General features: G+C 54.8%; 24 protein-coding genes. 9 read left to right on the top strand and 15 right to left on the bottom strand.

Annotation, left to right across the window (positions count from 1 at the left end; all coding sequences use genetic code 11):
- Positions 1-73: 73 nt before the first annotated feature.
- Positions 74-1,780: a DUF6538 domain-containing protein gene (locus ACE3OO_RS13800; RefSeq protein ID WP_374303842.1), complete on the top strand. Its 1,707-nt coding sequence runs from the start codon at positions 74-76 to the stop codon at positions 1,778-1,780.
- Between the two features lie 120 nt (positions 1,781-1,900).
- On the opposite strand, the gene ACE3OO_RS13795 is transcribed toward ACE3OO_RS13800, so the two are convergent.
- The 4 genes from ACE3OO_RS13795 to ACE3OO_RS13780 form a co-directional block, all read right to left on the bottom strand.
- Positions 1,901-2,314 (bottom strand): hypothetical protein, encoded by a 414-nt coding sequence (locus ACE3OO_RS13795; protein ID WP_374303839.1) that lies wholly within the window; start codon positions 2,312-2,314, stop codon positions 1,901-1,903.
- A gap of 350 nt (positions 2,315-2,664) precedes the next feature.
- Entirely contained in the window at positions 2,665-4,200 is a 1,536-nt protein-coding gene (locus ACE3OO_RS13790; protein WP_374303836.1) for a hypothetical protein, read from the bottom strand.
- 77 nt (positions 4,201-4,277) lie between these two features.
- On the bottom strand, positions 4,278-4,595 hold the full coding sequence (locus tag ACE3OO_RS13785; protein ID WP_374303834.1) for a hypothetical protein: 318 nt from the start codon (positions 4,593-4,595) through the stop codon (positions 4,278-4,280).
- A gap of 224 nt (positions 4,596-4,819) precedes the next feature.
- A complete protein-coding gene (locus tag ACE3OO_RS13780) occupies positions 4,820-5,497 on the bottom strand; it encodes a recombinase family protein (protein WP_374303831.1) in 678 nt (225 codons plus the stop codon).
- A 214-nt stretch (positions 5,498-5,711) separates the two neighbouring features.
- On the opposite strand from ACE3OO_RS13780, the gene ACE3OO_RS13775 reads away from it, so the two are divergent.
- On the top strand, positions 5,712-6,032 hold the full coding sequence (locus tag ACE3OO_RS13775; protein WP_374303829.1) for a hypothetical protein: 321 nt from the start codon (positions 5,712-5,714) through the stop codon (positions 6,030-6,032).
- Between the two features lie 177 nt (positions 6,033-6,209).
- Here the strand turns inward: ACE3OO_RS13775 and ACE3OO_RS13770 are convergent, their stop codons facing one another.
- The gene (locus ACE3OO_RS13770) at positions 6,210-6,536 is read right to left on the bottom strand and encodes a DUF3310 domain-containing protein (protein WP_374303827.1); all 327 of its coding nucleotides are present in this window, start codon (positions 6,534-6,536) and stop codon (positions 6,210-6,212) included.
- A 219-nt stretch (positions 6,537-6,755) separates the two neighbouring features.
- On the opposite strand from ACE3OO_RS13770, the gene ACE3OO_RS13765 reads away from it, so the two are divergent.
- Entirely contained in the window at positions 6,756-8,501 is a 1,746-nt protein-coding gene (locus ACE3OO_RS13765) for a DUF4209 domain-containing protein (RefSeq protein ID WP_374303825.1), read from the top strand.
- A 41-nt stretch (positions 8,502-8,542) separates the two neighbouring features.
- Here ACE3OO_RS13765 and ACE3OO_RS13760 read toward each other — a convergent pair whose 3' ends face one another.
- Positions 8,543-9,454: a hypothetical protein gene (locus tag ACE3OO_RS13760; RefSeq protein ID WP_374303823.1), complete on the bottom strand. Its 912-nt coding sequence runs from the start codon at positions 9,452-9,454 to the stop codon at positions 8,543-8,545.
- 852 nt (positions 9,455-10,306) lie between these two features.
- Between ACE3OO_RS13760 and ACE3OO_RS13755 the strand changes: the two genes are divergently transcribed.
- Positions 10,307-11,098 (top strand): hypothetical protein, encoded by a 792-nt coding sequence (locus tag ACE3OO_RS13755; protein ID WP_374303821.1) that lies wholly within the window; start codon positions 10,307-10,309, stop codon positions 11,096-11,098.
- On the opposite strand, the gene ACE3OO_RS13750 is transcribed toward ACE3OO_RS13755, so the two are convergent.
- The 4 genes from ACE3OO_RS13750 to ACE3OO_RS13735 all read right to left on the bottom strand — a co-directional run bounded on the left by ACE3OO_RS13750 (position 11,001) and on the right by ACE3OO_RS13735 (position 16,081).
- Complete coding sequence (locus tag ACE3OO_RS13750) at positions 11,001-13,115, bottom strand: N-6 DNA methylase (RefSeq protein WP_374303819.1); 2,115 nt, start codon at positions 13,113-13,115, stop codon at positions 11,001-11,003. The genes ACE3OO_RS13755 and ACE3OO_RS13750 overlap by 98 nt on opposite strands.
- A 530-nt stretch (positions 13,116-13,645) precedes the next feature.
- Positions 13,646-14,572: a dienelactone hydrolase family protein gene (locus ACE3OO_RS13745; protein ID WP_374303817.1), complete on the bottom strand. Its 927-nt coding sequence runs from the start codon at positions 14,570-14,572 to the stop codon at positions 13,646-13,648.
- A 71-nt stretch (positions 14,573-14,643) separates the two neighbouring features.
- Positions 14,644-15,468, bottom strand: coding sequence for a dienelactone hydrolase family protein (locus ACE3OO_RS13740; protein WP_374303815.1), 825 nt, complete (start codon positions 15,466-15,468; stop codon positions 14,644-14,646).
- Positions 15,469-15,490: 22 nt separating this feature from the next.
- On the bottom strand, positions 15,491-16,081 hold the full coding sequence (locus ACE3OO_RS13735) for a hypothetical protein (protein WP_374303813.1): 591 nt from the start codon (positions 16,079-16,081) through the stop codon (positions 15,491-15,493).
- A gap of 237 nt (positions 16,082-16,318) precedes the next feature.
- On the opposite strand from ACE3OO_RS13735, the gene ACE3OO_RS13730 reads away from it, so the two are divergent.
- Positions 16,319-16,687, top strand: coding sequence for a helix-turn-helix transcriptional regulator (locus tag ACE3OO_RS13730; protein WP_374303811.1), 369 nt, complete (start codon positions 16,319-16,321; stop codon positions 16,685-16,687).
- Between the two features lie 14 nt (positions 16,688-16,701).
- Here ACE3OO_RS13730 and ACE3OO_RS13725 read toward each other — a convergent pair whose 3' ends face one another.
- From ACE3OO_RS13725 to ACE3OO_RS13715, 3 genes are read right to left on the bottom strand one after another with little or no spacing between them, the layout of a single operon-like run.
- Complete coding sequence (locus ACE3OO_RS13725; RefSeq protein ID WP_374303809.1) at positions 16,702-16,926, bottom strand: DNA-binding protein; 225 nt, start codon at positions 16,924-16,926, stop codon at positions 16,702-16,704.
- 8 nt (positions 16,927-16,934) lie between these two features.
- Complete coding sequence (locus ACE3OO_RS13720) at positions 16,935-17,279, bottom strand: DUF3768 domain-containing protein (protein WP_374303808.1); 345 nt, start codon at positions 17,277-17,279, stop codon at positions 16,935-16,937.
- Between the two features lie 24 nt (positions 17,280-17,303).
- A complete protein-coding gene (locus ACE3OO_RS13715; RefSeq protein WP_374303806.1) occupies positions 17,304-18,251 on the bottom strand; it encodes a hypothetical protein in 948 nt (315 codons plus the stop codon).
- Positions 18,252-18,591: 340 nt separating this feature from the next.
- Between ACE3OO_RS13715 and ACE3OO_RS13710 the strand changes: the two genes are divergently transcribed.
- Both ACE3OO_RS13710 and ACE3OO_RS13705 read left to right on the top strand, forming a co-directional pair.
- Positions 18,592-22,425 (top strand): hypothetical protein, encoded by a 3,834-nt coding sequence (locus ACE3OO_RS13710; protein WP_374303804.1) that lies wholly within the window; start codon positions 18,592-18,594, stop codon positions 22,423-22,425.
- Positions 22,426-22,505: 80 nt separating this feature from the next.
- Positions 22,506-23,165 carry a recombinase family protein gene (locus ACE3OO_RS13705; protein ID WP_374303802.1) on the top strand — a complete coding sequence of 220 codons (660 nt, stop codon included), beginning with the start codon at positions 22,506-22,508 and terminating at the stop codon, positions 23,163-23,165.
- 76 nt (positions 23,166-23,241) lie between these two features.
- On the opposite strand, the gene groL is transcribed toward ACE3OO_RS13705, so the two are convergent.
- Both groL and groES read right to left on the bottom strand, forming a co-directional pair.
- On the bottom strand, positions 23,242-24,867 hold the full coding sequence (gene groL / locus ACE3OO_RS13700; RefSeq protein ID WP_374303800.1) for a chaperonin GroEL: 1,626 nt from the start codon (positions 24,865-24,867) through the stop codon (positions 23,242-23,244).
- Between the two features lie 26 nt (positions 24,868-24,893).
- The gene (gene groES, locus ACE3OO_RS13695) at positions 24,894-25,208 is read right to left on the bottom strand and encodes a co-chaperone GroES (RefSeq protein ID WP_374303797.1); all 315 of its coding nucleotides are present in this window, start codon (positions 25,206-25,208) and stop codon (positions 24,894-24,896) included.
- A gap of 655 nt (positions 25,209-25,863) precedes the next feature.
- Here groES and ACE3OO_RS13690 point away from each other — a divergent pair.
- Positions 25,864-26,388: an Hsp20 family protein gene (locus tag ACE3OO_RS13690; RefSeq protein ID WP_374303795.1), complete on the top strand. Its 525-nt coding sequence runs from the start codon at positions 25,864-25,866 to the stop codon at positions 26,386-26,388.
- Positions 26,389-26,511: 123 nt separating this feature from the next.
- Positions 26,512-26,700, top strand: a complete 189-nt coding sequence (locus ACE3OO_RS13685; RefSeq protein WP_374303793.1) for a hypothetical protein — start codon at positions 26,512-26,514, stop codon at positions 26,698-26,700.
- The last annotated feature ends 24 nt before the right edge of the window (positions 26,701-26,724 follow it).

Raw genomic sequence — 26,724 nt, 5'->3', positions numbered from 1 at the left:
TTCCAAGTAAAGTAAGAGATACAAGGGCTTCTGAAGTCTCGATTGGGCTACATGATTGGGCTACAATTGAGGCATGAAGCCGATGCCTATCTCCTATATGGCGTCCAATGGGAATGGCCATTACTTGCAGAAACGCGTTCCCAAAGACTTGGTGAACGAGTACCCAAAGCCCGTTATCAAGCGCTATCTGTCTGCTGATCTTGCCGAAGCAAAACGCAAGCTGCCCGTAGAGTTAACGCGGCTAGAGCAAGAGTTTGCCGAAAAGCGCCTCCTACGCGATTCCAAACCTCTCGCAACGCTTTCGGATAACGAGATTGAGCGGCTGACGGCTATATGGCTGCACGATGTAATGGCGGAAGATGAAGAAGCCCGCCGTGAAGGGCTTGATGACAGCATGGACCGCGAAGAGCCCGGCCTGACTGACCGTGAATTTGAAAAAATGGAAGCGAACACCTTCATTGGCGAGGTGTGGAAAGCGGCGCTCGCTAGGGGTAAGACGGCGGTTATAGACGATGAAGTCGAAGAACTATTGCTTCGCGAAGGCGTAAAGCTGAACAAGCAGTCCGACGCCTATCGTCGCCTTTCATTCGCCGTGCTTAAGGCGGGTGTTCGCGCCGCCGAAATGATGGTGAAGCGCCACAAGGGCGAAGCTGTAGATACCCCGCCTGCGCCTAGCCGCTTCACAGCGCTGACCACCGCGCCGGACGAAGATAGCGACCGTCTCTCTGTCGTCTACGAGAGGTGGAAACTGGAACGTAAACCGCCCGATAAGACTGCCAAGGACTTCTATGCCTCTGTGCGCCGCTTTATCGAGTTGCATGGAGACATGCCCGTGACCAAGATCACGAAGCGGCATGTGGTCGCATTTAAAGAAGCGATGATACGATTCCCGGCGCGCCTTTCCGGCAGTCTGGCTAAAATGACCGTGCCGCAAATTCTGGAAGCCACCGCAGACAATCCCTCGATTCGTAAACTGGCGCACTCGACTATAAACGACAAGGCACTAGGGGCTATTAGCGCAATCCTGGGCTATGCCGTTAGAAATGCTATCATCGACAGTAACCCTGCCTCGGGGGTGAAGGTCGCGATAGGCGAAGTACAGAAAGACACTCGCCTGTCTTATGGCATTAGCCATTTAAAGGCGATTTTCAGTTTCCCCGTGTTCGTTAGCGGTGAACGACCGAAAGGCGGCGGCGGTGAAGCCGCAAAGTGGCTTCCCCTACTCGCGCTGTTCATGGGTGCCCGCCTTGAAGAACTAGGCCAGTGTTCTGTTGCAGATTGCAAGGAAGAAGCTGGCATTTCATTTCTCGACCTGCGTGTCGTAGAAGAAGGCAAGAAGCTAAAACGCAATAGCTCCCGCCGGAGGATTCCGGTCCACCCCGAACTGATCCGCCTTGGCTTCCTGACTTATGTGGCAGAGAGGCGCAAGGCCGGTGACAAGCGGCTATTCCCAGACCTGAAGTCTGAGCGTTCTCATCTGACAGCGGCATGGTCGCAGTGGTGGGGTCGGTACGCACGAAAGCACGGCATTGCCGACAAACGGTTGGTGTTCCATTCTTTTCGCCACACCTTCAAGGATGCTGGCAGAGCCGCCCTTTTAGCTGAACCTATCCTTGACGCCCTGCAAGGTCATCGAAGCAGCGGCAGTGGTGAAGGCAAAAACTACGGCTCTGAAGGGTATCCCTTGGCAGTCCTTGCGGCGGAAATAGCCAAGATACGCTATGACGGTTTGGATTTATCTCACCTGTATGCGGCCGAGACCAAGAAACCGACAGGCTGAGCCATGACAGCGCCAGTTTGCCCCTCAAGCTACCAGTCAGCCTGTGCTAGCCAGCCCACTAAACATACCAGATATAGGGGCTTATAGTTTACCCCTCGCTATGAAGGAACGGGGCTAGGTCTAGTTGGCCTTGGTCCATTGCGCCAAGGGGCATTTCGCGCTCGGGGGAACCATCGCGTTATCGGTCTGGATGGCGGTTATTACCATGCCATCCCGTTCGGCTATTCCAACAATCATGACATATGGGGCTTGGGTCAGCGCCCCGTTCCAGTCTATGCGCAGCAGGGCGGAGGTCTTGGCGTTGTATTGCTGGCCCCGCTGCCAAGGAACCTCAAGCACGTCTACCGACCGGAAACGGCCTGTCCGGTGGTAACAGCCTAGAATCGAGGCCCCAACGTCTGCAATGCTACGAGCTTGAGACAGTGAGGCCCTAGCCCTGTCGGCCTGCTCTGGCGTTGGCTGGGCTGGCAGGTAAGCCATCACCTGCTGAAGCATTTGCAGGATGGTTACGGCAGTCGTGACCGGATCAGCCATTCGGATGCCCCCCAGCATCGAGACAGCCCCTCGGACAACCCGTTATCGGAATGCCCCTGAGGGGCGTTTATTTCGCCCTACAGCGCCTATAGCGCACTGTCGGCTGGGTGGGTAGCGGAAAGGCCATAGATGGACTCAGGGAGTCAGAAAACGGGCTTAGGGGCGATTGGGCGTCGGGGCGCTAATTGTGCTCAGATACAGGGGCTGTCTAGACCGACTGCATATCTGGGGAGTGTTATGCTTCTATGCTCCTGCTATACCCGTAAATGAGCAAGGGGTAATGACCAAGGAACCAAACCCCCGCGTAATGCCCATAAAATTGGGGGGTCTGGGGGGCAGGGGCCATGCTTTCAGAAGTTTGCTGCGTCTAGCAGGGCTTCCTGTTCTTGGGTTCGTAGCGGCCTTACCCGGTCAATTTCAAACCCGACCGAAGTCCCCTTGGAAAGGCTGAGGCAGGGAATGATATCAGCCATACATTCAAACTCGGCTTTCAGCACCCCTGCCGCAACCTCGGCATCCTGTGTCTTCACAATCAGGCTGTCGTGAACAGGTAATGCCGGAATGCCGTAACTCCGCTTCAAGCGAAGCATGGTGTTCAAGATGATATTGCTTTCTATGAATTGAAGGTCTTTCGAGTTTCTGTCCGTCTGGCTTAGCCAATACCCGATGACGGGATGCTTGCTCAGCATCTTTTCGGCTACTTCGGCCACTCGGTATTTCTTAAGGTTGCCGCCAGTCTCTTCCCGATAGTCTTTGACGCGGGCAGCGCTCCATTTCACAGGCATGCTATGCAGTCCGATAGCAATAGTGAACCATGCCTTTCCAACGCTTCGGCTTTCGGTATCGGGTAGGCTGTAGAGGTCTTCTTCATGGGGATTGCCCAGCGAATACCCCTCTTCATCCAAGCAATGATGCCTACAGAGCCCATAAATGAGCGTGAGAAAACTTGACCGAATGTCAATTTCGCATGTTGGCTGCCCGTCAAACGTGATGCTACGCCGCGTTTCCTTGCTGTCTTGCTGGTAGCTGTCGGGGCCAGAGGAATAGAGGCGACCGCCTTTATTGAAAGCTGGTTTGCTTTTGTCGCCATCATTAAATATGCGCCTAAAGGCCCAGTGAAGCCCACCCTCAATCTTCACGGCCGACAGGAAGGCGTTCAGTTCTTTGATAGGTTGGCTCAATGCCTCGACTTCAGGCGTCGGCGCGAGACGTATCCGCTTGCCTTTCTCCTTCTTCCGGCTGCCGTTAGGTTGATCTTTCCATTCAGACGGCTCCCTTAACTCGATCACCGTTCTAGGCAGATCGTATTTGAAGTGCGTCCTGTAGCCGCCCGAGCTAATTCCATGAGCCTCGGCAAGCTTGGCTAGAGCGTCGGTGGCGCGATAACGGGTCGCTTTGTGCGTCTCGTATTTCTTGCCATCGCTGCCCGTTAATTTGCTCTGAAACGATATGCCCTTCTCACGTTCCAGAAGGCCCGCCCGTTCAAAGTCGTCTATACAGTCCGCGAACAAGCGCTTTGAAACGTCGTGGTCTGCATTTCTGAAATATTCGGTGTGTCGGCCGTGATAAGCCCAGCCGTATGTCAGTGCTTCAGGGACGACAACGCCTGAAATTTGCGGAACTATCACACGGCGGGCAGCCGCGTTGAGAAGATCAATGACTATGGCGCTGATAGTTGCTTTGAATTTTGGTAGCTGCTTGCCTCTGTCGCGTCTTTGCCCTTGCTCCTGCGTCAGCAGTAGATCGGCAACAGCCTCTACAAACGCCATGCTAGCGGCAGAGACGGGATGGCCTAACAGGGTCATATGCATTGCAGACTTCAGACCTGTGGTTAGCAGGGCGTTCGCTGTCTCAGCATCCAAACTGCTCTTAAAAGCCTTGTTCATAGGCAGAACCAACTACGCTATATCTTGTTGTTATTTCAGACCGCGACATACCAATTGTTGTGTCTGGGTTGACTCAATCAACCACCGCTCTGGGGCGCAGCCACCGCAGATGAAGACGCTCGGATAGCGGCTTGTAGACGGGAGCAAACGGCCTGTGCTTCGGCCTTGGTCATCAATGTTAGAGAGCGCATACGGGCGTCCGACAGACCGATAAGCCCGCTTTCATTGGTCGGCTGATAGCTGAAAACCCACATGGCTTTAGATGGGTCTGCTGCATCTACCATCGGTACGAAGCTCTCGTATCGGATTGCATCGAAGAAGCGCGCTAGCTCATTGAGCTTCTGCATCCCTCGATTACCGGGCTTCCGCTTCGCCTGTCTGTGTGTCTTCGCCATTTTGCGGTCCTCCTGCGATAAACGCGAAGGACGCTACAGCAGATTCGATTTACTTTTGAAGCAAATAAAAATCAAAGAATACAATGGCTTATTCAAGAAAATAGTTGACAATTGTGGAGTAATAAAATTACTGCATTCTTTAAATTGCACAGTGAATTCTTTGATTTACTTTAAGTTTGATTAAGCAGGGCTGCGCCTCTGCAATCAGGTAGGCGTTTGTCTCACTAGGTGTTTCGCGTGAGCAGCCTCTGAACTTGTGATGGCCCCCAAAGCCCGCCCCTGCGAGTAGGCACGCCGCGTTGGTTCAGCGCGTCAGCAATGGCCCTGACCGTATCCGCGCCTTCCGCTCTGATCGTGGCGATGATAGGGGCGATGTTGGCCGCAAACGCCGCCGCTTTTTCGGCGCGAACCGCCACGCTCTTTGGAACGCCTGCCTTATGAATGGTTGCGGAGTTATGCCGCTTACCCCCGAGCTTCACCTTCCGGGCTTTCGCTGCGGCTAGAGCGTCGCGGGTGCGCTGGGAAATCATCTCGCGTTCATGCTCCGCCACGGCAGCCAGAATATGAACGGTAAGCTTGTTAGCCTGAGGAAAGTCTACGGCTACGAAATCAACGCCGCTCTCCATGAGATTGGAGACGAAGGCCACGTTGCGGGCGAGGCGGTCTAGCTTGGCGATCACGAGAGTAGCCCCGTATGCGCGGCAGGCAGCCAAGGCTTCAGCCAGTTTGGGACGGTCTTTGCGTTTGCCGCTCTCTACCTCGGTAAACTCGGCTACCAGCTTCCACCGGCCCCCGTTCAGATAATCGGCAACAGCTTTCTGTTGGGCTTCCAGCCCGAGGCCGGAGCGGCCCTGTCTCTCGGTTGAGACCCGGTAATAAGCCACGAAACGCCCTGTAGCCATCTTTCGCCCGCTCGTTCCATATATTGCTATGTTGGTTGCAATTTATGGAACATGCCACCCAGAAGCGCAATAGGGAAATTGAAGCCCACCCCAACAGCCAGATTGGAGACGTTCGGCAATGCCAACCATCAAGAGAGCAAGCGGCAAGATTAGTGTTGAAGCTAGACCCCGCCGCAGGAAGGCCATAAAGCGCCCAAGCGACGCGCTTAGCGCAATGACCGAGAAAGATGGGAAGCTGGTCTATGACCCCCGCAAGGCACATTTAGCTAGCGCTGTCGTGGCCTTAGGCTGGGATTGCGTAATTCAGGAAGAAGGAATAGCACCCGACGAATGGGCAAAGCGCTTCGTCAGCAACCCTGAAGATGCGGGGATGCGCCAGCGCTTCCTACAGGCGTTCACGGCCTATCTAAATGAACAGTTGCCACGCAATGACATGGTTGCAGACCTGTATGTAGGCCCTGACGGCAAGTCGAGAGTGTTGCTGCGGCTGGCGCTGGACGGCGCGGAACTTATGAAGCGGCTGAAGAGGGTCTAGGAGTCCCGGCGCAGTTTTCAGACCCCCGGTAGGTCTCGGAAAAGGCGGTTTCAAAAAAGGGTTAAAGACCCTTGTTGTTATTGTTGTTGGGACTTTGGTGAGCAGTGAGGCTCATAGAAAACGATAGGAAAGAAGTAAGGTGTCTTCCGCCACCCTGCTTGATCGTAGCCATCGTGTTCAGCTTGTTGTTGCTGTCCCTGCACGTTCCGCATTTTCCTTATCAATGCGTAGCTTCATTTCAACCAGCATTTCGCAGTAGCGCAGCGCCTTCCGCAGATCGACAAGGCCCGCTTTATAGCGATAGCGAATGAGGTACTTGATTATATTACCCACATAAAAGTCTTCCGCGATTCCGTTTGCTTCCAGAAACTCGCGGACTTCAATCCCGCCTTGTGTGTAGTGAGACGGGTTGTTGATAATGTCGCTAACGCCCTTGGTCACGATCAACGGGCGCTTACCGCTGTTAATGTCCTTCAAGTCTCGCAAAGCGTCTTCGGTAGACAATGCGATTCTCCTATTATCGTAGTCTGCATATTAATAGTAATTGGCTGAATACCGAAGACAGTTGTTGACCGCATTGCTCCTGCGTAGATTAATCTGTTCGCGTCCTAAAGCCGGGCACGCGCCGACAACCCGTAGGATTTTGGGAAAACCCACTTTGTAATTCTTGCTTGCCCGATCTTATGTATCGCTTTGTAAGCACTGAATTCAGGGAACGGTAGCTTGAGCGTTGCCTATCCAAATATTCCAGAAGTCGATGCTGTGTTTCTCGCGGGGATAACAGACGCCTCCCTGTTGGCGTACGAATGGCAATTCCATAAACAGGAAAATGCTAGTGTCGGAACTTCGGTTGCCGCCGCATGGGGGATGCTTCATCGCATCTGTACTGCGCGACTTGGGAGAGAGCGCACTAGGGAAGAGGCAGAGAAAAGCATCAAGCTTGGTATTGTAGAAGGCTGGCTTACAAATGCCGATATTGACTTCTTAGTTAACCTCTCCGAAATCTCGTCAATACCATGGCTGAGCGCACGGGCCGCAGATGCCGTGTGGATTGCTGGCGATGGCCGATTAAAAGGGAAAGCCGGGGCAAAAGCTGTCGAAAGCTACTTGCAGGCAGGAGATGCTGCTTACAATCCCGAGGAATGGCCCGAATGCTTTGACAGCTACGCAAGGGCCGCTCAAATCTCGGTTCTGCTTGGCAGGAAAAATAGCCACATCCAGGCAGTAGAAAGCCATTTATTTGGCCTGCTCGATAAGCTGGCCGACACGGACCCACTATTTCTTAGCACAAGCATTGTTGGTCTAATGCTTGACCTAAAAATGGGGGAGCGTAACCGCCTCTGGAATATTACCGAGGCGGCAAGACAAACTGCACACGCAGCGGGGAGATATGAGCAGGAGTGGGCGCATATCCGAAATCTAGTCCGCATTGCTCAATTAGATAACGACGTAGCCAAGGAGCAATATGCTCGCGTTCGATGGGCTGACAGCTACGCGGCACACGTTGATACGCAGCCACACCCTCTTCAGAAGCAAAATTGGCTAAAAGAGGCCATCAAGGAACTTCACAAAGCCGGTGGCCAGCGAGAGAAAATTGCCGTGTTGCAAGTCAAGGCCGATAGCCTCGGTCCTGAAATCTTGAAGTCCATGCAAAAGATTAAAATTCCCATGGACCTTGAGAAGCTGGTTAATAGCTCTCTGTCCATTGTGCAAGGAAAGACAAAGCGCGAGGCGATTAGGTTGCTATTGTCGGCCTCTGTAACGAACTATGAGACACTTCTAGAGGCAGCAGTAAGCGCAGATAATAAGAGCATTCTTTCTCGCTTATTTTCCGCTACGTATCTTGATAAACATGGCCGAACTTCCGCCGTTGCGCCCGGCTATTCTTCTGATGAAGACGACAACTCGATAGCGATTAGGCATCGCGTCTTCAGAGACTCTATCAACGACAGAAACATACGCGTTATGGGGGTCATTGGGCCAATGCTGAGCAAGATTCTTGAGGAACATAGCATCGCCCCTGACGACATAGACGACTTGGTAAGAAATACCAAATTCGTCCCCTATGACCGGGAACAGATATTCAAGGAGGGCTTACTTGCTGGCTTAAACGGCAACTTGCTCGTTGCGTGCCATTTGCTAATTCCGCAGATTGAAAACTCGATCCGCACGCTTCTTGGCGTACAAGGTAAGCCCGTGACAGCAGTTGATCCTGTTGACGGCACCGAGCAATACCTGTTTCTAGGTACGCTTCTTCAATCAAATGACGTGATTGAAATCCTTGGCAATGACATGGCTGTAGAGATGCAGTCTCTTCTGCTAGAGAAGGCATCGTGGAACGGGCGAAACCGGTTATGCCACGGCTTGATGGACGATAACGAATTTAACGGGACACAAGCATTCTATGTATGGTGGCTGGTATTCCGCCTCTGCATGCAATTCCGTATGATAAGTCAGACCAAGCTATAGCGCCCATCCACTATGAAGAAGACCAAAGCGCTATATTGGCCTTACTTGAACCCATAGTATCGCATAGCCGCTTCTTCCAGCACTTTGGCAAAAACAGATAGGCCGATCTTCCAAGTCCCGTTTGCCGCCTTGCTAAGGTTCTTGCCGATCCATTCAACAGCTTTCGTGCCGAGGGGCTGCCCTTCGTTTTGAGGCTTCTCGCTAGCTACAATCTCTGCGAATTCTTCAGCGGCATTCTGCGGTATCCCGACATTCACAAGCTCTTTAATTAAGGCAGAGGCATCGCCTTGATTGATGTTGAAATTGACTGTCGCGTTATCAGAAGCGTTGACATGCATGAGATTGCCGTAAACGGTCTGATTGATAATTTTCGACACTTGTTTGGTATCCACATTTTTGAGCGCGGGACTTGCCACCGCCACTTCTACAGCCTGAGGAACGGCTTTTTCTAGCTCTAGGGTTAGCTCCAGTACGCGACTTCGCACAGATTGAAGAATCTCGGACATATCGGTACGTGATATATTTCCTGTGACAGAGTTGCACGCTAACTCTTCATAAACATTGCCCTGCAAAAGCAATATTAGGTTTGATGCGTCGATCCCAAGGCTTCCGCTAGTATTGGAGACAAGCTGTTCGACAGCGGCGACGCTTCCCCTTACCTCATGACGAAGCCAATTTTCGCCAGCATACTTTGCGATCAAATATGACGGGATCGGAGCATTCTTGATACCCGACCCAAGCGGGCCAGAAAATGTGGCTCTGTAGGTCACGCCGATAATTCGATAATCAGGAACGCTTACGCCCTCTGGATAACCCTCTGTTTCATGCTTCACCCAGTCAGCCAGTGGCTCGCTTCCAAGCCGTGAAGCCAGAAAGCGGAGCTTGAGCAGGGCGGAGCTTAAATTAGCCGCTGGGTCCATGACGGCGGCTTGAATCTCGTTAAGTATGCTCATTGGCCTAAGTGCGCGACTACTACGACTCAGAAAAAATGAAGTTATCGGTACCTTCCTGGTTTTCACCAAGCCGTACCTGATACTCAGAACCCATCTCGTGAGCCTTCGCCTCAGCTTGAGCCCTGTCCGCGTATTTTCCTACAAAGTGCCATGGGGCATCTTTGAAGACCCCCCAGCCTTTAATTGTTTTGCCGTGTAAGAAAGGCATATTTGTTTCTCCCTCAGTGCGGCCAAACTTCGCCCTGCTGTGGCCCTATAGCCATGTAGTGAGGGCGGCCAGAATCCTCAGAGGGTATGACAAGTCCCTCTCGCTGCGCGTCCGGTTCCCAAGTTATCACTGAGCATTCCACAAAGGTCCGATCCATCCACGGTGAGGGCACGCCGGGGCGGTCGCTAGCGATCCCGAAAGCCAGCGTTGCGTACAACCGGGCAGCCCGCTCGTCGGACGCAATAACTCGGCAAGGGCCAATATAGGTGGTCCGCTTCCGGCTCGGGTGGTCGAACAATTCGGCACGGGGCGTTAAAAGGAACTGCGTCGTCATGCTGTCTCTCCATCGCCGCGACTCGGAAGCCGCTATCATGCGTTGGATTTTAGCATGCCGCCTATGGGCTGACTCCGCAGAGACCGCCAGTGAGGTGGTGCGGGCCAGCGGTGGGGCTTGTTTTGGGCTACGTATTTGGGCTACATTGTCCTTGCCTATTGAGACAAAAGCCTAAATATCTCAATGCGGTAGCGGTACAGAGGCCGAATCCCACCCTCTCCGCCACTTCCAGCTCCAAGTAGTTGAAATCATTCCGCTGTGTTTCACGCGGAGCACTCTACCCACGAATGTACCCACAAATCTCCCGCGATTGATTGATGCAGCGGCGACGCGGGAATTTGAAAAGCCAAAAGGACGGCACCAGCGCACGGAAATGCGCGGGCTCGTTGGAAGAGACAAAGCCAGCGTTGTAAGTTCCTTCAGGACAGGCTGGGTTAAGGGGAATTCGGTGCCAATCTATCCATCCATTGACGATGTGAACGAGCATTTCAAGCAAATGCGTCGGCTATTACGGAATGCTGGTATACCCAGCAAAACCGTTGACGCGATGGCGACCAGGGCTTTGAGAACTGGACGCAAATTGACGGGAATTTATGCCACAAACCGCGATACCCGATGGAGCCGAACTGAAGATCATCCACAGTTCGCCACAGAGCACCACTGCAAAATCATCTTCGTCAAACTGGGAGCCCAGATATTCTGCTTTGACAATGCGCCTGCCCTTCCAGACGAGTTTCGAGCAATCATGGAGACCCATTACCTTGGTCATCCCATCATTCCTGGAAGTTATCGGGACAAGCTACTGCTCGAGAAGTTCAACTTTCTAGATCTAGTGAATGAGGGGTTGAATCCGACCCACGGCCACTCGGGCTTTCATATCGGCCATGAGAATCCGCGGATTCATCCGAGGCACGTACCCGACAACATCGGATGGCGCACATTTAGAAGCAATCTGATCCAGGGGGATATGACGCTTCGAGAAGCGCGTATTTATTTCCTCAAACTCATCGGGCGCTACTTCGAGCTCGAGGAGATCCATATTGCCGGTGAACCGACTGTTGAGCCTGAGAATGAGGGGATTCTAAACGCTGAAGAGGCGTGATGTTTCCCTCAAATTGCGAATCCACAACCAGCATCTTCGCCTGTCGAGCAAGCTCTCGAGCTTCTACGCGGTCCGCTACGACCTTCTTTACGAGCTTCTCAATTGCTTTCCTCGCCTCCGGATTCTTAGGCAGAGGCAGCACCAGCTCCGTCACCCTGTTTCCGAGCGAGTCAATGATGTCTTGAGTGAAGGTTTTAGCTTTAATTTGTTTCTGCACCGGCTCCGAAGAAAGCGTCGCTAGCAGAAGATACGGGGACAGAACCTCTGGCTTCACGCATCGTATTTTGTAGATGTGGCTTTGATATACGATACGCTCATCATACTCACTGACGATTGCGCAACTCCCAATGAGGTATGTGCCGTCGCGCACCATAAGAACATCATTCCGACGCACGTCCTGCGCCTGCCGAAGGCTTTCGTATAGCTCTTCTGAAACACAGTGTTTGGGATCAATCTTAATTTCCCAGCCAGAAATATCGGATGTCCGCACGAATGGTATGGGGCCAGTGCCGTAAGCTAGTTTTCCCACCTCATTTCCGGTGGTGATCGCGAGAACACCTTCTTTTAAAAGCTCTCCCACCGACACAAGTTCATGCGTTTTTGTAAGATGGTGAGTTACTCTTGCCGCGGTTGGTTCATGGTAGCGCGGCGATAAGATGTTTTCGTGCAGAGCCTCCGCCGGCGCTTTGTATCCGAGTTTACCAGCCCTCCCCTTTAGGAAGGCAATATAATCGTCAGCAATTAGCGGAAGATCGTCTTTAGGGATCGGACGGCCTCGCGAGTCATGGCCGCACCACTTCGCCTCTGCCATAAAGAAGTGTGATTGTTTCTTGCCCTTCTCGATTACAAGCAAACACGTCTTGGTGTGAGTTCCACCTTTCCCGGACGACTTAAATAATGCCTCCGGCATCCCCACAACCGCACGAACTGCCGATTGGCTGCGTATATACTGCACTACGTGGCCATACGACCTACTACTCAGCAAACTTTCTGGCAGGACAACTCCCGCACGCCCCCCCTTCTTCAGGAGGGATAAGATACGTTCGACGAAAAGAACCTGCGGAGGGACTTTTGAAGCCGGCTCCGGAGTCTTCATATATCCTTCGGCCTTATGGTGTTTCCATTTATGGCCCAGCGCAAAACCGAGTTGCATTGTCTCACTAATGCTTTGGATATTCTTGCCAAAGGGCGGATTGGCAAGGACGACGTCGAATGCCTCTAGTAAATCTTTCGGCTTTAAGCCGCGACTTTCCGACTCAAAAGAAAGTGAGTTCGCACAGAATATTTTAGCCGATTCGCCGAGTATCGCGGTTCTGGCTCGGGCTAAAGACGCCAGATAACTGTCTTTTTCGATGCCGTACAGCTTTAGTGCTTTCGGCACATTCTGAGCGGCCCAAACTAGGAAGCCGCCAGCCCCGCACGCGGGATCAATGATCAGCTCTCCTGAAGAGGGATCGACCGCGTCTACTAGCCAACGGCCTGCATTTTGCGGGGTGAAGAATTGCCCCTCTGAACCGCGGATGGAGGCACCAACGAACGTTTCGTATAGATCCCCCACTGGATCGCGATCTGACGCAAACAAGTCAATTGCAGAAAGCTTCGCATCTATGAATCGTATAGCCGCTGGATCCAAAAGGATCTGTTCATGGTCGTCAAAAATTCCAGGAATCGGTTTGAAATGGTCGCGGTAAGCTTTTGCCAAAGCAATTTCATCGCTTTCATGGCGCAACTTGACCTGCTTAAGAAGCAACTGTTTCTTAGTGAAGAGGCACTTCATAACCTCTTCTAGCAACGCCCTATCCCGTGTGGCCCCAAGCATCCGCCCGGCCAGGAAGTTTCTAATTTCCTGGAAAATTGCCTTTTGGTCGGCTTCTGCTTTGAGATTTGCCCGCATGACCCTCAACTGCACTAGCTTATGAATCACTTTCTGTCGGCGAACATAGCCTAATGCAGGTCCTGCTTCCAGATCGGTGAGGAACGTTTGACGCCTCCTCCGGGCGATGAAAATTGACGGCATATCTCCCCACTAAACGGTAAAACATAGACTTACTGAGCTTTTTTCGCTGAATCGCGCGGGCGCTCATTTCTTTGTCAGAATGTGAGTTGCTTCGTCGATCCAAACCCGACCGGGATTCTCGGCCCGCCGATTCGCTACGATTCGGGTTGCTATCGAGTTGCCCAGACACTTTGATGCAGGTCGGCACTAGGCGGATCCACACAGCATTGTTGCTTCAGCCCGCCGCTCTATAGCTCGTTTGGCCGGAGCAACCCCGATGAAGGCGATCTTACTGATTCAATGATCGGTGGAACGGTTTGTGCCCAGGGCCGGCTGGGAGAGGCCCGCAGCGCCACCAATGAGGCAGCCGAAGTCGCTCCTCTACATATCAAACCTAGATACTTCCAAGGTTCGCTTCCCGTCTCCCGTTATAAATCAACCAATAAATTTATCGGACGACACGGTTTCTTTAAAACCGCACTGCAAAACCACTCGCAGACATTCATGCATTCCTGTGGACATTCGCCATTCACAATCCGATTGGCGCACCATTAGCGAAAGACCTCGATCAAAAAGGCCACTGACGCACTCATGGCACCCTCCCTCGCCTTGCGATTGCCACCAAAGGATGCACCTAACCGCTTGCAGCTTGCTTCGTAAGCCGCGATCTCGGATGCAGGGCGAGTTTCGCTCGTGTCCGGCCGCCAGAAGGTCTGGTTGTCGATATTGTAGCGGTGCCCGCAGTCCCGCCACTGCTCCGCCCGAGGCGCCACGGATACCGAGGTCGAACTGTTGTCGAAACCGTGCTTAGCGCCGGGATAGACCGTTAGGAGAGCGTCTGTACCGCGTGAGCGCATCAGTTCAACATACCGGCCGCAGGTTTCCGGCGTTTGGTAGTCGTCCTGATCACCCATGTAGATACGGACTGGCGCGCCGGTCTGTTTCTCCGACCAGACCAAGCAGCCGGGATAGAGGGCTACGTGAGCGGCAAACTTCAGGTCGCTGAGGATGACAGCCTTGCGGAAGATGTCATGCACGGCGTAGAGCGCCGCCGAGCCACCCCTTGAAAATCCAGTCACGGCGATCCGCTTAGAATCGACCCTCGGATGAGTTGCCAGGAGTTGCAGGGCCGACAAGCTGTCCGCGATACCCACGGCGTAGCTCAACTGCCCCTGGTTGTCGCGGGTCTTGCCGATATTCCGCTGCGTAAAGCTATCGACCACAAAGGCGGCCCAGCCCTGCGCGAGGAACAGTTTGGCCCATTCGTAATCCTTGTCCGATACCCCGCCGCTGCCATGCGCGATCACGACAGCCGGAACGCGACCGGTGATGTTGGATGGAAGCAGCAGGTCTCCGGAGATGGTCTGTGCTTGGAGCTGCCCCTTGGCCAGACCGGAATAACTGGTCGGGGTCTTGGCCGTGAACAGAAGTTTGCCGGTCTCCCCGCCCAATAGATCACTGACGGGTTCTGCAGCCAAGACCGCCGCCGATAGGCAGACCAGGATTGCCGGAGCCACCAATGCTTGAAGCCAGGTTCGCATAGCCGGCCTCAATTCTTCAGAAGGCGGTCGAAGAACGCTTTGGTACGTTTCTCGGCATCCGCTGCAGCCGCTGGGTTCATCTCCAGATGCTTGGGCTCGGTCTTACCGCCGACACTGGTCCCCATAACTGTCACAGGCTTGGGGATGTATTCGTCGAAGGAATGGTAGACGTTCGGGTAGACGACGAGGTCCACCAGATCCTTGCGACGGAGGTTCGGACTGGCGACCAACTCCTGACAGCGGAAGGCCGGCGTCCAGTCGTCCTTTTCGCCAATCAAGATCAAGACCGGAATATCGACCCTGCCCTCGGTGCGGACATCGCAGAGCGGGTAATAGGCCACCGAAGCCTTGATGCCGTATTCCTTGGCATGCATGTCGGCCTGGACCAGCTTCATGGTCGTCCACCCACCATGCGAGAAGCCGATGGTGCCGATCCGACCCTTGGCCACATAAGGCTGCTTGGACAGCCACTCGGCCGCCCCGATCACGTCCGATACCCGCTTCTGCGGCATCACGGATGGTGTGCTGGTCATGATGCTGCCATAGCCGCGGGGACCGAAGCTGTCGGTCATCAGGGCGACATAGCCCCAGGACACCAGCTTGCGGGCCCAGCCCCGATAGTGCTCCGAGATACCGCCGCTGCCATGCAGGACGATCACGGCCGGAAACGGCCCATCGCCGTCAGGTTTGAATAGCTCGCCCGCGATATCGACTGGTTCGCTCATGCCCGGCATGGAAGCGGTCGGATAGGTCACTTTCTGCTGTGGTGTTGTGGTCTGACAGGCGGTCAGGAGGCCAGCAAGTGCCGCCACAATCAGGATGTTGCGCTTCATGATATTTCCCCCTTCTGCGGTGTTAGCGCCGGCCATCCAGGCCATCGATGTTCATCACACCCTTGCCAAAGCGGTCGAAGGTCTCGGTGATGATGATAGGCCGACGTATCTCGGCCTCGACCGTGTGGGCCGGAATGGTGAGCTTGGCGCCACCAGGCCCTTGGACCGTGCGGTCCCCGGCCGGCAATTCCAGATCGAGGATCAGTTCGGCACGGCACCGAAAGTCGTCGCCGGTCTTGGCCCGGCCGTAACCCCTGATCCAACCAATGGTGGCTGCCGGCTTTTGCGCAGCCTGGATGACCTCGCTGCGAAGGCCCGGGTTATCCCCCAGGAAGAGCCGCATGTCCGTATCGTGGGCCAACATCCAACTCTTGGTAGCCCCACGCTGCTTAAAGAAGGCATTGAAGGCTTGAGTGAGGGCCTCGGCTACATCGTCGCCGTCTAGCGTTTCGGTTCGGTAGAACTTCTGCGCAATCTCCTGCGCGGTCTGAAGTACACCCGGCTTGGCGCACAGTTCGTCGGCTGGATCAGTGCCGATAGGCTGCGACCATGCCGGCACTGCGAGGCAAACCGGCATCGCTACGAGGCAGATCAGCTTGGACTGAAGGCGCAAGCGTACTGCCGCCCGGCGGGGCGGTTCTGAGCGTGTGTCCCACATATGGGTTCCTCAATGACTGGGTTTTGCAGTTTTGGGGCGCCGATGTCCCCTGAGTGATTCGGCATTAGAATCCGGCTGAGCAGGCTGTCTACCTACGCATCCTTATTCTTACGGCGGATTTCTAGATGGTCAATGAGATTTCCGCCATTTAACCTTGTGGTATTACCCCGAGCCCGGCGGGAAATTCCGGGCATGAATCAGAGCACCCGGAATCGTCTGTTCGGACAGCGTCTAAAGGCACTCCGCATCGAGCGCGGCATTAGCCAAAGCGAGTTGGCGGAAAAGATCGGCAAGGCAGACGATACGGTCTCTAAGATCGAGACCGGCACCACGTCCACCCGCATCTCTACTGCGTTTGAAATTGCAGACGCTCTGGGGACGAGCTTCCTTGACCTATTTGACTGGGTCGCTCCGCGAAAGCTGACGGCTGAAGAAGTGCGGCAGGAGGAACTGATTGGCCGTGTTCGTAAAATTCTTCGAGGCGAACAGGTCGCGTCAGCCGAGGATCTTGCCGAAATTAATGCCGCATTAGTGAAAGCAAAGCCGCGCAAAGGCCGCTAAATTTCCACTGCACCTTACTTGCCTTTGGAGCTGCGCTGATTCATCGGCACGAAGGCGGGCAGACTGGCTGCCCAACGCTCAGCCTCTTCCATTCTAATTAATGTGCGTCCAAACCATTTGGTGCCTTGCAGATCACCGCTATGGAACATTCGGTAGATTGACGCACGGCAAGGGCCATAGATTGCAGTAAATTCAGCCAGCGTAAGAAGGCGCTTCTTGGTTGGCGTTTCTTCAATCATGGCTCACCTCAATATTCCTCCGCCAGCATGATCGTCAGTATCCGCATCGTTTTGTACGGATCTGACGGATCGGATGAGTGGAACTCTAGGTTCTTGTCGTAGGTGTCGATCTTCCAGAAGATTTTCTGGCCATCGTGCATGAAACTTCCGAAGTCGTGCTCGTGATGGGGATCGTTGGCGACATTGAATTCGTCAAAGGTCCGCACCTTGCGCAGCACTTCAGCTACAGCGTCGCTTCCGAGCATCCGGATGCCCAAGGTAAGCACATACTTTCCGCCGAGCATCGTGCGACGAAAATGATCATTCAGATTCCGAATGCGGGTGACGCGACTGGCTGAGTTGTTGAGTACCATGAGTAAGTTCTCCGAGAATGCCATTCACCGTTTCCTTCTCTTGACTGGTTGATTGATAGCGGGCACCGCCTCGAACAGCCGGACGAGCGCCAGTTGTTCGCCTTTCTGTTCGATGCTGAAGCTGTCCTTGGGTGCCAGACGGTGCGCCTTGCGGCCGGTTCCAGCAGTGAGGTGTCGCTTAGGAACGCCATTCGATGCGAGCGTCGATTGCCCGGGCTCGGGCAGCCAGTCCTCGAAATGCGCTGCACCAACAGCTAGTCCGCCATTCAGTGAGGCCGACGCTGCCGCAATACCATGCCGCTGCCAGAAGCCGTCCAGGCCAGGCCGCTCAAATCCGTGGATCGTGGCTATCGCTACTGGCGGAGCCTCAGCCTTCAGCATGTCCGCCCAATTCTGAAGGCATTGACGCCGCAGGTTTCGGAAGCCTGGTTCTCCCATGCCGAGGATCTGACTTCCCGACCGCAAGCGGCGGATGGCGTGGTAGCGCATCGACGGGTCATCTGTCGTTTCGCTGAGGCCGAACAAGTCATAGCAAGCCGATAGCAGCACCTTGTGGCCGCTCGGCAGAGTCACCAGTCGTTCTCGGCTACGGTAGTCCTCAACATTCGGGGTGGTACACTTCCGGCCTCTGCTCTCACCGCGCGTCGGGAATATCTTGCGGGCCATGCCGACCACCTTTGATGCCGACAGCGCTACACAGACCTGCTCGACCCGCTGTCGTGCATCCGAGGGATCGGCGAGTACACCAGTGATCAGCAGGCAGCCCGGCGAGGTCTCCTGGAGGGTTGCCAGCAATGCCTGCGCAGCCTTGATCGTCGGATCTACGGCAATGGACAGAGCGCGCTCCGGCGCCGGCAGGTGCCCGATAGGTCGGCGCAGGCGGAGGAAGCCGCCGGGTAGGACGATGGCATCCGCCTTCAACCAAGTACGGTTGGCGCGCATTGTGGCAATGACCTGACCCAGCAGGTCCAAACGGGTACGGTTCTCCTTCAGGTCAGCCGCGGGCTTACCGTGAACGCAAACGCTCACGGCCCGCAGCGACGGTGTCGCTCGCGTCATTGAAATCCTCAAAATTGGAGTTAGGTGGTTCGGCCGTTTGGGTGGCCTGCCAGACCAGCAGGCTAACGACTTCGGCAAGACATAAAGAAAGCCGAATCACTCGTTTAAGTAGTATATATGAAACAAAAATACGCGTCAATCAGTTAGATTTCAGCGAAATAAGCCGATTTTTTAGGTCAAATTACTGCGTTCAGTTGTGCCTAACGCCAGCATCAAAAATCGGCGCAACCCAGCCTGCTACCCGAGTCACATAATGCGCCGACAAAGAGACCCATTCCGTAAGCTCTCCGACTACATCAAAGGAAAGACTGACTCTCCTGGTAGTCTCTCCAGATCCCTGGAGAACTTTGAACTCCCAGATTTTAACCGAACAATTTCAGATTTTTCTTTCGCTGAATTAGCGGAAGAACATCCCAAGCTTTTGCGCGAGCTGTCAGACCGCGAGTTCGCATCCACCTGTTCACTGGTCGGTGGACTCCTGACTGTTCCTTTTCTTCAGGGCAACAATCTTCGGTTAACCGCGTTGGCACATCTAGCACTATGGAAGTGCGCCGGACCGCGTCGCCCGAAAATTAATCAGCTTGCTAAGTGGTTCGATGAACTGGATCGCGGTTCATGCGGACGTCTGGAAGATCGCGCGGAAGAAGTTTTTGTAACCAGCATTTTTGACGGCACGCAAAACTACCGCTTATTTGAAGGAAACGTCGAAGGGAACGGATTCATAACGCAGATTTTCCTCGATGTTTTAGAAACAATGCCGGATGAAGGCAAGTTTCTGGTGGCTAAGCGAGCTATCCGATCTTTGTTGATCTTATCGGAAGAAATTGCTGCTCGATCTGGACTTCCAAAGTATTCCGTCGGGAACTCTGTGCCCCTTAGCACTCTCCCTTCTGCAGAACGACAAGAAGCAGATAATCTGCGACGACGCGTGACTTTCTCGAACGCTGAATTGTCAGACTTAGGAATAGGCAGTAATGACCTGGCTCCATTCATCTTCGATACGCGACTACGTGACCAATTAGGTAACCATAGATTTGGCTATAGCGCGGCCGAAGACATGCCACTTCTCCAGTTCGGAGATTTAGTTGCCGTTTACCTGCCCAACTGTATCGGCCTTGCCATCCGGTCGCTCATAATCAGGACATGCTTATCAGCCGGTCTCGTCGAAAACCTAGAGGAAGCTCTTGCAGCGGCACATGCAACATTCTTCCACCGCGATCTTATTCTAGGTGATCTACGTAGAAGCCCAATTGCATTCCAGCGTTCCTCCGCTGGTCACACCAGTACGTTCGGACTAGAGCTAACAGAAGGCGTGTTCCTTCAATTCATCTTCGCTTGCGACAGTCTCAGTGATTTTAGCAAAACGAGGTTCGCGCAAATTACAGAACAGCATTCGCTTTCGTCTGTCGTAAATGCGGCGATTCAAAGTGGGCAAAGCCAATTCTCGAATCACCCACGGTTCCGGAAAGGTTACTCTCTCGTTGTCGCTTGCGGGTGGGGACGTCCAATGGTGCTTGGTCTTAAAGCACCAAAGAGCGGCTGGGAGATGGAATATATTGGGGCAAATGACCTAGCCTCGTTAAGTCGGCGCCCCGGATTTACTAGTGTCGAATTATGCAAAGTTATGGATTCGCACCGGCGCATTGGACAGCAAGGCTTTGAGCTCTTCAATGCCAATGGTCTGCTGAACCTTTGCGCTTGGATCGACAGCCTCCGGGGCCATATCGTCCCGCACGAACGCTTACGACTTGATCCGGAGAATCCAGACGGTCCCTATCCACTGATGATTCCGACGAACGTGCTGTTAGACCTTAGAGTGCAAGCGGCAGTATCGGCGGACGTTCATTTGGCAATACGCCCAGATAGCAGTCGCTGCACTGTACGAAGAATCAATTCTGAGCCTGGCTTCGGACAGATTTCACTATCTCCGCTGTATTTTGATCTAGATGCATTGATGGAAGGCACCCGCAGGTGCGTCTACGAGGGCGAACACCTACGGCTTTGGACTCTTATCAACGTCAGTGAAGTGCCAAATCCGGATTTCGCCCATCATCTTTTCCTTATGGCACAACACTGGGTCGAGTTCACCGCGCGATTTCTAGATCAGCATGTAATCGGTGATCCTACTAACCGATCAGTTTCGATCCACTTCAAGAAGTTTTCGATTCCACCCACCGATACGCCTATTCCGACAGAAGCGGAGATAGCCAGTAATATTTCGATTGAGGAGGCTCATGACGAGTTAAGAATAATTGTTGGCACGGAGTTCGTTTCTGGAAGCCGGCGGCCTGACAATATCGCAGAGCGTTCACTCGTAAGGGCGCTCGTTGTCGCCTTGCTACCAGAAGCAGCCGCCAGAGCAGACGATATTGTTCAAAGCATCGTTAGAGACAATGCAGCGCGTCACTTTCACGCATTCGCGGTTCCGGAGCTTAGAGACTACATAAAGGAATCGCTGCCGGAAAAGTCGTTCACGATATCCAGAATCGACGATGCATACTCCAGAATTGGCTTGGGCTGGTCCATCCGCAAGAGATCGCAAGGTGATGAGATTTCTGGACGGGACGAGTGCTGCGTTTATCTGAATTCGTTGGTTAAGTCTGTGATGGGGCGTCTAACTGATTCACTCGCACAGTTTGACCGCGACGCTGTAATTGAACTTATGCTCCTAAACCACGAAAGTATTGCATGCGAAACTACGCAATGGCAGCGAACTTTCCGAGCCATTCGAGCACTTGCCGACGACGCAGATGCTGCGAGAAGGCAAGCAATCGAACAGATAGCCAAATTTAATGCGGGCAGCCTCTCAAGCCGCATCTTGATCGAAATTGCGGTCTGCGTTTGTCAGGTCGGTGCTGGCCTACGTCCAAATGCGTTGGATATTGGGGCATGGCTCGCGGATGCCTCTATCCTGTTCCATATGGGGGGATACTCCGATTGCGTTCGAGCAGGTGTGATGGAGGCAAAGATACGAATTTCCCCTGGCGGCGACGTGCTTATGAATCACGATCCGATCGAAAGACTGATGCGATCCTATGGCGAGAGTAATCAGTCTGCTTCGTTAGCCGCCGCTGCTGACAAGTACGAGGAATATTATGAAGTCATGGCAGATGCGGAAGAATCCACAGATCAATTGCCGCCAAAACTGGAGCGTCTGCAGGAGCCGTGGACTGCTGAATTTGGCTTCAGCCTCAAAGATACACAGCAGTTTGGTCGCGCACTGGCCGACCTCGCTATTGAGGGAAAGGCGTTAGTTAAAGTTGGCCGCTCAGATTTTTTAACGCGTATCGGAAAATATGGCGTCAGCCTAGAGAACGCCGAGAAGATGCTAAAACAGTTTAGTTTAGCGCCTCGCTCACAATGGGATATGGCACCCGACGGTTTTCAGAATTGGTGCTGGTACCCGTGGCGTTTTCGCCGGCAGCTTTCGCTAATTGCTCGACCTATTGTTCAACTTGATGCATCCCAAAATCCAATACTTCATATTGCTCCAGCAATGGTAGCCATGCATATCGGAAAATTCTGCGCAGATGTGTCGAACGGATTCATTGAGGCCGATGCATTTACGAGCGCGGAAATGCAGACGTACATCGAGAATACGAGGGCTCAATCCGCAGCCGAATTCAACGATCAAATAGCCTCTACACTTGAAGCGATAGGTTGGAAAGTACGGAAGAACCTTTCCGGTGGGGAGGTATTGCAGCGTAGAGTGGACCGACGATTTGGAGAAATTGATGTACTCGCTTGGTGCAGCGACACAAAAGAGGTTCTTGTTATCGAGTGTAAAGATTTAGGGTTTGACAAGACGTTCAGCGAAATCGCTTGGCGCCTATCTAAGTACCGTGGCGAAGTTCAGGCGAATGGCCGCCGTGACGAACTTCGCCGTCACCTAGATAGACTTGAAACTTTGAAAGCCGAATTGCCTACTGTTTCAAAGTTTGTCGGTTTTGACTCTCCGACCATGATTGGAATTGTTGTCTCCAGCCAGCCCGTGCCTATGCAGTTTGACGCTGAGATCGGCAAGCTCGGCAGCCACTTCGTTACCGCACGCGACATCACGCAGAAATATCATCGGCTAGGGTCGTAAATCAGAGCTATTTGTACTATTTACATTCCAGACCACGGTGAACGACTGGAACGTTAATATATACGGCCAAATGGTGTGAAATGCGGGCTGTCGCCTACTATCGAGTTTCCACTGACCGGCAGGGTCGGTCTGGATTGGGCCTAGAAGCTCAGAAAACGGCCGTACAGGCGGTTCTAAAGCCCGCCGACCGGCTGATAGCCGAATTTACCGAGGTCGAAAGCGGCAAGCGCCGAGATCGGCCGCAACTGGCCCAGGCGCTGCATCAGGCAAAGGTTAACAAGGCCGCCTTGGTCGTCGCCAAGGTGGATCGCCTGGCCCGCAACGTCCACTTCTTAGAGACGATTTTGGGCGGCGACGTGGAAGTAGTGTTTGCCGATCTGCCCCAGGTCGCCGGTCCAATGGGCCGGTTCATTCTGCAACAGCTCGCGGCTGTCGCTCAGTTGGAAGCGGGGTTGATTTCGGAGCGCACCAAGGCGGCGCTGGAGGCCGCGAAGCAGCGCGGCGTGAAGCTCGGCGGCTTCAAAGGTGTAGCCGTGGACACCAAGCTCGGCACCCGCGCACTGATTGAGCAAGCGGATGCCAGGGCGAGGGATTATGCAGTGGTGATCGCCGATATCCGGGCGAGCGGCGTGACCACGCTCAAGGGAATTGCCGAAGCTCTCAATGCCCGTGGCATACCGGCCGCGCGTGGAGGCGAGTGGCAGGCCATCCAGGTTCGGCGCGTTCTCGAACGAGCCTAGTTACACCTGCCTTCGGCCGCACAGGAAGCCTCTCGCCTCAAAGAAAAAGGCCCGGTCGCATGACCGGGCCTTCAAGTTAGTAGTCCATACCCCCAGCAGGTACGGACTGGGCGTTATCCTTTTTCGGCTTTTCAGCCACCAGAGCCTCGGTGGTGATGAGCAGCGAGGCAACGGAGGCCGCATCCTGGAGCGCCGTGCGGACGACCTTGGCAGGATCAATCACGCCGGCCGCGACCATATCCTGGTACTCGCCGGTCGCGGCGTTGAAGCCCCAGTTGTAATCGTCCTTCTCTAGCAGCTTGCCGACGATGAGGGAGCCGTCCTCACCGGCATTGATGGCAATCTGCTTGGCCGGCACCTGCAGGGCACGGCGGATCACATCCACGCCATGCTTCTGGTCATCATTGGCAGGCTTCACCTTGTCCAGTGCTTTCAAGGCGCGGAGCAGAGCCACGCCGCCGCCGGGCAGGATGCCTTCCTCGACGGCCGCACGGGTGGCGTGCAGAGCGTCGTCCACGCGGTCCTTGCGCTCCTTGACCTCGACCTCGGTGGCACCGCCAACCTTGATCACAGCCACGCCGCCCGACAGCTTGGCAAGCCGCTCCTGCAGCTTCTCGCGATCGTAGTCCGAGGTGGTTTCCTCGATCTGCGCCTTGATCTGCTGCACGCGAGCCTGGATATCGGTCTTGCTGCCGGCGCCCTGAACGATCGTGGTGTTCTCCTTGTCGATGCTGACCTTCTTGGCACGGCCGAGCATCTGCAGGGTCACATTCTCCAGCTTCACGCCGAGGTCTTCCGAGATCATCGTGCCGCCGGTCAGGATGGCGATGTCTTCCAGCATCGCCTTGCGGCGGTCGCCGAAGCCCGGCGCCTTGACGGCCGCGACCTTCAGGCCGCCGCGCAGCTTGTTGACCACCAGCGTCGCCAGCGCCTCGCCTTCGACTTCCTCGGCGATGATCAGCAGCGGCTTGCCGGTTTTGACGACGCCTTCCAGCACCGGCAGCATGCTCTGCAGGCCCGAGAGCTTCTTCTCATGGATGAGGATGTAGGGGTCCTCCAGCTCCACGAGCATCTTTTCCGGATTGGTGACGAAATACGGCGAGGAATAGCCGCGGTCGAACTGCATGCCTTCGACGACCTGCAGCTCGGTTTCCAGGCTCTTGGCCTCTTCGACGGTGATGACGCCGTCATTACCGACCTTCTCCATAGCCTGGGCCAGGTAGCGACCGATTTCGGCATCGCCATTGGCCGAGATGGTGCCGACCTGGGCGATCTCATCGTTGCGGGTGACCTTGCGCGCCTTACTCTTCAGCTCGGTCACCACGGCGTCCACGGCCAGGTCGATGCCGCGCTTGAGGTCCATCGGATTCATGCCTGCGGCCACGGCGCGGGCGCCTTCCTTGACGATGGCCTGGGCCAGCACGGTCGCCGTCGTGGTGCCGTCACCGGCAAGATCGTTGGTCTTGCTGGCGACTTCGCGCACCATCTGGGCGCCCATATTCTCGAACTTGTCTTCCAGTTCGATTTCCTTGGCGACCGAAACGCCATCCTTGGTGATGCGGGGCGCACCGAAGCTTTTCTCTAGCACGACATTGCGGCCCTTCGGACCGAGCGTCACCTTGACGGCATTCGCCAGAATATCCACGCCGCGCAGCATCTTCTCGCGGGCTTCGGATGAGAATTTGACTTCCTTTGCAGCCATTGCAGTCGCTCCTCAGACTTCAGCTATTACGCCGCCTTCCGGGCCGACTGGGCGCCTTCGATAATGCCCATGATGTCGGACTCCTTCATGATCAGCAGCTCTTCGCCGTCCACCTTGATTTCCGTGCCGGACCACTTGCCGAACAGGACTTTGTCCCCGGCCTTGACGTCCAGCGGGACAATTTCGCCACGCTCGTTTCGGGCGCCGGGCCCGACGGCCACGACCTCGCCCTGCTGCGGCTTTTCCTTGGCGGTGTCGGGGATGATGATGCCGCCCGCGGTCTTCTCTTCGGCATCGATACGGCGCACGACGACGCGGTCGTGCAGGGGCAGAAGCTTCATAGCCTTCCTCCATATGCAGGACTTGGAATGTCATGCTTGCCGGTCCAACGGACCGGAGCGCTGGCGAGGTATGTGCAGGATTTTTTCGGTTCAAGACCGTCTGCTGAAAAATTTTTAACGACCCATCCCGCCCCCTTGTGAAGACGGCGGCGCCACATAAATCCGTCGACAAAGGCCCAACTTAAGGGCCAGTCAGGAGGACAAAATGCGCCGTCGGAAACGGTTTATCCCCTTGACCCGGTGCGGCCTGGCCCAGGCTGCCGAGCTCAACGCCTTGCTGCAGCCCGCCCGGAAATACGGGCGGCCAGCGGCCGTGCTGAACGACCCCGGTCTGTCCCTGCCAGAGAAGCGCTCCATCCTAGCCTCGTGGGCCTCCGATGCCTGTTCGGTGGAGTCAGACCCGACCGTAAGGCATCCGGCCGACCTCGCCGAACCGGTCAGTTTCGAGGAGGTCATGGAAGCGCTTCGGTCCCTGGATGCGGTGGCGCAAGGCCGGTCCAGGCGGCCGCCCGCCCCGAGAGGCCCCGAGGAAATCCGCCCCTCTTGAAAGCTGGCGAGCAGCTTCCAAAATCACCGGCGCCAATGCCCATTCGGGGTCGGCCAGGGCGTTACCTGACGCCCCGCGTGTCCATGTTGCTCATTGGAGGATGTGGCTATGAGGATGTTTGATTTTTCCCCGTATTTCCGATCAAGCGTCGGTTTCGACCGGGTGTTTGATCTACTGGAATCGGCGAGCCGGCTGGATTTTTCCAATAGCTGGCCGCCCCATGACGTCATCAAGACCGGCCCAGATACCTACCAGGTGGCTCTGGCCATCCCTGGTTTCACCGCGGCAGACCTGTCTGTGACCCATGAGGGCGGCCATCTTGTCATCCGTGGTCGCAAGGATACCGCGCAGCCTGCCGGAGAGTTCCTGTATCGCGGTCTGGGCGACCGGACTTTCGAGCAGCGCTTTGAACTGGCCGATCATATCAGGGTGACGGATGCCAGCCTGAGTGACGGCATGCTTCGCATCGGCCTGGTGCGCGAAGTGCCCGAGCATCTGAAGCCCCGTCAGATTCCGATCCAGACCTCGATGCTGCCAAAATGGACTGATCGTAAACAGCTGCCCGCGGCTAATACTAATGGTAAGAGTGAAGCTCGTGGTTGGTGGAGCAGACTGACTGGCCGCGCGGCCTGAACATGGCAGGGCCTGCCACTGCTGGCAGGCCCAAATGCAGCTTGATCAAGCTGGCTTAGACAACCTTCGACGCTAAGCTGGCATGCGAGGGGCTGGAATGCAGCCCTCAGGAATGGCGGTGCGGTGCAGAAAGATATTTGGGATGCCGCCGGCATGCTCATCCAAGAGCACGGTGAACGAGCCGCAATGGTCGCTCAGCAACGAGCAAATGAGCTCGGCGAAATGGGTGACGTAGCCGGTCAGAAGCAGTGGATTCAGATCATGAAGGCAGCCGCCTCCATGATCGATGTCCCAACGGGAGTTCCAAATTAGCAAGAGCGATAAAGACGCCTACTT

The sequence above is a fragment of the Ferrovibrio sp. genome (genome assembly GCF_041906005.1).
Classification (GTDB): domain Bacteria; phylum Pseudomonadota; class Alphaproteobacteria; order Ferrovibrionales; family Ferrovibrionaceae; genus Ferrovibrio.
Note: the sequence above shows the minus strand (reverse complement) of the source record. Positions and strands in the feature narration are given on the sequence as shown.

Bases quoted from the DNA above. Each gene is read 5' to 3' on its own strand.
- ACE3OO_RS13720 (WP_374303808.1), bottom strand. From the start codon at position 17,279: ATGGTACTCAACAACTCAGCCAGTCGCGTCACCCGCATTCGGAATCTG.
- ACE3OO_RS13785 (WP_374303834.1), bottom strand. From the start codon at position 4,595: ATGGCGAAGACACACAGACAGGCGAAGCGGAAGCCCGGTAATCGAGGG.
- ACE3OO_RS13690 (WP_374303795.1), top strand. From the start codon at position 25,864: ATGAGGATGTTTGATTTTTCCCCGTATTTCCGATCAAGCGTCGGTTTC.
- ACE3OO_RS13760 (WP_374303823.1), bottom strand. From the start codon at position 9,454: ATGAGCATACTTAACGAGATTCAAGCCGCCGTCATGGACCCAGCGGCT.
- ACE3OO_RS13780 (WP_374303831.1), bottom strand. From the start codon at position 5,497: ATGGCTACAGGGCGTTTCGTGGCTTATTACCGGGTCTCAACCGAGAGA.
- ACE3OO_RS13790 (WP_374303836.1), bottom strand. From the start codon at position 4,200: ATGAACAAGGCTTTTAAGAGCAGTTTGGATGCTGAGACAGCGAACGCC.
- ACE3OO_RS13800 (WP_374303842.1), top strand. From the start codon at position 74: ATGAAGCCGATGCCTATCTCCTATATGGCGTCCAATGGGAATGGCCAT.
- ACE3OO_RS13705 (WP_374303802.1), top strand. From the start codon at position 22,506: ATGCGGGCTGTCGCCTACTATCGAGTTTCCACTGACCGGCAGGGTCGG.
- ACE3OO_RS13775 (WP_374303829.1), top strand. From the start codon at position 5,712: ATGACCGAGAAAGATGGGAAGCTGGTCTATGACCCCCGCAAGGCACAT.
- ACE3OO_RS13750 (WP_374303819.1), bottom strand. From the start codon at position 13,115: ATGCCGTCAATTTTCATCGCCCGGAGGAGGCGTCAAACGTTCCTCACC.
- groES (WP_374303797.1), bottom strand. From the start codon at position 25,208: ATGAAGCTTCTGCCCCTGCACGACCGCGTCGTCGTGCGCCGTATCGAT.
- ACE3OO_RS13795 (WP_374303839.1), bottom strand. From the start codon at position 2,314: ATGGCTGATCCGGTCACGACTGCCGTAACCATCCTGCAAATGCTTCAG.
- ACE3OO_RS13725 (WP_374303809.1), bottom strand. From the start codon at position 16,926: ATGATTGAAGAAACGCCAACCAAGAAGCGCCTTCTTACGCTGGCTGAA.
- ACE3OO_RS13730 (WP_374303811.1), top strand. From the start codon at position 16,319: ATGAATCAGAGCACCCGGAATCGTCTGTTCGGACAGCGTCTAAAGGCA.
- ACE3OO_RS13710 (WP_374303804.1), top strand. From the start codon at position 18,592: ATGCGCCGACAAAGAGACCCATTCCGTAAGCTCTCCGACTACATCAAA.
- groL (WP_374303800.1), bottom strand. From the start codon at position 24,867: ATGGCTGCAAAGGAAGTCAAATTCTCATCCGAAGCCCGCGAGAAGATG.
- ACE3OO_RS13740 (WP_374303815.1), bottom strand. From the start codon at position 15,468: ATGAAGCGCAACATCCTGATTGTGGCGGCACTTGCTGGCCTCCTGACC.